At 36.9% G+C, this 2,813-nt stretch carries 2 protein-coding genes; both read left to right on the top strand.

All coding sequences use genetic code 11. From position 1 onward, the window contains the following. Positions 1-206: 206 nt before the first annotated feature. A complete protein-coding gene (locus tag F6K13_RS26835; RefSeq protein WP_240041520.1) occupies positions 207-1,697 on the top strand; it encodes an IMS domain-containing protein in 1,491 nt (496 codons plus the stop codon). Between the two features lie 262 nt (positions 1,698-1,959). Continuing rightward, the gene (locus tag F6K13_RS26830; protein ID WP_124143272.1) at positions 1,960-2,184 is read left to right on the top strand and encodes a hypothetical protein; all 225 of its coding nucleotides are present in this window, start codon (positions 1,960-1,962) and stop codon (positions 2,182-2,184) included. Positions 2,185-2,813: the final 629 nt, after the last annotated feature.

Genomic DNA, 2,813 nt, shown 5'->3' with positions numbered 1-2,813 from the left:
TATTTAGTCTGTAAATTAACACTATTTTGAGCAGCATTAATCTTATTCACAATAGATAAAATTCCTGTATTGCTGCCAGTAATCGCTACTGTTAAAATAATTAACTTTAATAATTTTCTCATTTTTGATAAGGATTATTAGCTAATAAGTATGTTATCCTGAATTAAAACAAATGGGTAATAATTCCTGATGTGAAACCGACAGTTTTGAACAATCGCTATCAAGTTATACAAGCACTCAGTAGTGGTGGGTTCGGAGAAACCTTTTTAGCTCAAGATACCCAAATGCCTTCAGGCCGCTACTGTGTAATTAAGCAACTTAAAGTAGTTACAAATAATCCCGAAATTTACCAACAGGTATTGCAACGTTTCCAACGAGAGGCGGCCATTTTAGAAGAATTAGGGGAGACTAATAGCCAAATACCCAAGTTGTATGCTTATTTTAGTGATACAGCAGGTCGATTTTACCTGGTACAAGAATGGATAGAGGGAGAAACTCTAGGGAAAAAAGTAAAAACTACAGGCCCAATGACAGATGGTGATGTTCAGAAAATTCTGATTAGTTTACTATCGGTTATTAATTATATACATAGCAGAAATATTATTCATCGGGATATTAAACCGGAAAATATTATTTTGCGCCAACAGGATGACTTGCCAGTTTTAATAGATTTTGGGGCAGTAAAAGATTCTATTAGCACAGCAATTAATTCTCAAAATACGACACCTATTTCTATGATGATTGGTACTCCTGGATATATGGCTTTTGAACAAGCAGCAGGACGACCAGTTTATGCCAGCGATTTATATAGTTTAGGACTAACAGCCATTTTTCTACTAACAGGAAGAGTTCCCCAAGATTTAGAAATGGATTTACAAACAGGGAAAATTATTTGGCAAAAATATACGAGTAATTTAACTTCTAAATTAGCAGGAATTTTAGACCGAGCAATTCAACCTAATATTAACGATCGCTTTGCTACATCTACAGAAATGTTAGATGCTTTAAAGTCTAATTCAACTCAGGTTTTTACTAATGAAAAAACTCCGTCATCTTCATCTTTAGTAGTAATCAATAATTCTGACACAGCGACAACTTTAAATTCACCTTTAGACCAATGTCTAGACCCTCCTTCAACTCAATTATCTATTAATCGCAAAACTTGGCAGAAAGCTGTGATTATTAGTGGTGCTATTGGCAGTTGTTTTTTGAGTAGTATTTTGCTCAAAAATGTCTTAAGCAAATCTCCCCAAACGGACTTAGAAATACCAAATATTCCCACACCACCCACCACCGAATTAGTAACATCAATTTCTCAACAACAAGCTCAAGAATTAATCCAGAATTGGTTAAAAGCAAAAAAAGAAATATTTGCTCCTCCCTATAACCGAAAACTTGCTGCTGAATTAACAACAGGAAAGGTATATGATAGTATAGTAGCCTCCAATGGAGCGATCGCCTGGTTAAAAGAAAATAATGCTTACTATCAGTATAGAGTACAAAAAATAGATAGTATTGAATATTTTTCTACTCAAGGAAATCAAGCCAAGATTCAAATTAAAGTTACTGAAGAATATCAACTTTTTAAAAATGATAAATTAGAAACTACAAGGTCAGGCTCTGCCCAACTAACAGTTATTTATAATTTGACATTTGTAGACGGCAAATGGAAAATAGCTACTTCTCAGATTATTTAGAAATAAAACTATAGTAATTCGTAGAAAAAAACAAGTATAGTTTACAAAGGGTGATAAATACTATATTTACTTCTTTGTTATTAAATTATTATACCAAATTTAAAAAAGGTAGTTATATTAAATTTGGTTGAACCGGAGTAATACTAAATCGGGTTTTACTAGTGGTCTGTCCCATTAATTTTGACGGGTAGGATAAATTTTTGAAACCTTAACTCTTGCGTCTTCTGTACAAAAACGCCAATCTACACAAACCGGGGTTGCATTGCGCTCACCCTGCCAAATTGAAACTTCTTTTTCTCATTTTTCTCAAGTTTCAGCATCTGGAATTCATAGATTTAAACATTGCCCTACAAGTACAGATAATATCAAATCCGGTAGCATCGGTATAAAATCTTTTGAAGTAGGAGTCAGGAGTCAACCCACCCCTCCCCCTCCCAGGAGGGGAAGGACTGAGTCAGGAGGGAAAAAATTTATGAAGATTTGGTAATGGTGAAGATAAAGAATGTTTTTATACCGAATTAAACGGATTTGATATAATTCAGATTCAAGCATCTTTAACCAACTACCATATTTTGGTGTATGTTGGATTTCGAGTTTTTTTGCAATTCTTCTGGCTTGCGCTAGTTCAAATACTTCATAGAACCCCCGATCGTATCTTTGCACGGGGTATGTGCTTTTGGCTGCCGTTCTTAGAACTCAGTCGGTGGTGAAGTCAGGAGATTCAGGAACGAGAATAGGGCCAAAAGCGGATGCAACCCCGCGCCCTTCGGGTATCTCTTTGCTCCGGAGGAGGAGCTACGCTAACAGAGACGCTTTGCGTACGGCAGTTGCGTGACTGTCGGCGGGATGCCTATCGGGCGGACGCAGGTTCCGCCTACAGCCCCTTGGGAACCCGCAGGGGGCACTGCACTCACCGCCCGATAGCGCACCAGGTAGCGCACCAAGCAGGTAGAAAAATGCTTCCATCTCCCCATCTCCTTATCTCTCCATCTCCCCACCTCCCTATCTTTTTTTAAATAGGGCTTGCTGATTAAATATAAAAGTCTTTACAGATAAAAGTTTTAGCCTTTTTAAGTATCAAAAAGTGCGAGGTTTTAGGTGGTAATGGTTCAATTA

The organism is Okeania sp. SIO2B9 (assembly GCF_010672505.1).
GTDB classification, from domain to species: domain Bacteria; phylum Cyanobacteriota; class Cyanobacteriia; order Cyanobacteriales; family Microcoleaceae; genus Okeania; species Okeania hirsuta.
Note: the sequence above shows the minus strand (reverse complement) of the source record. Positions and strands in the feature narration are given on the sequence as shown.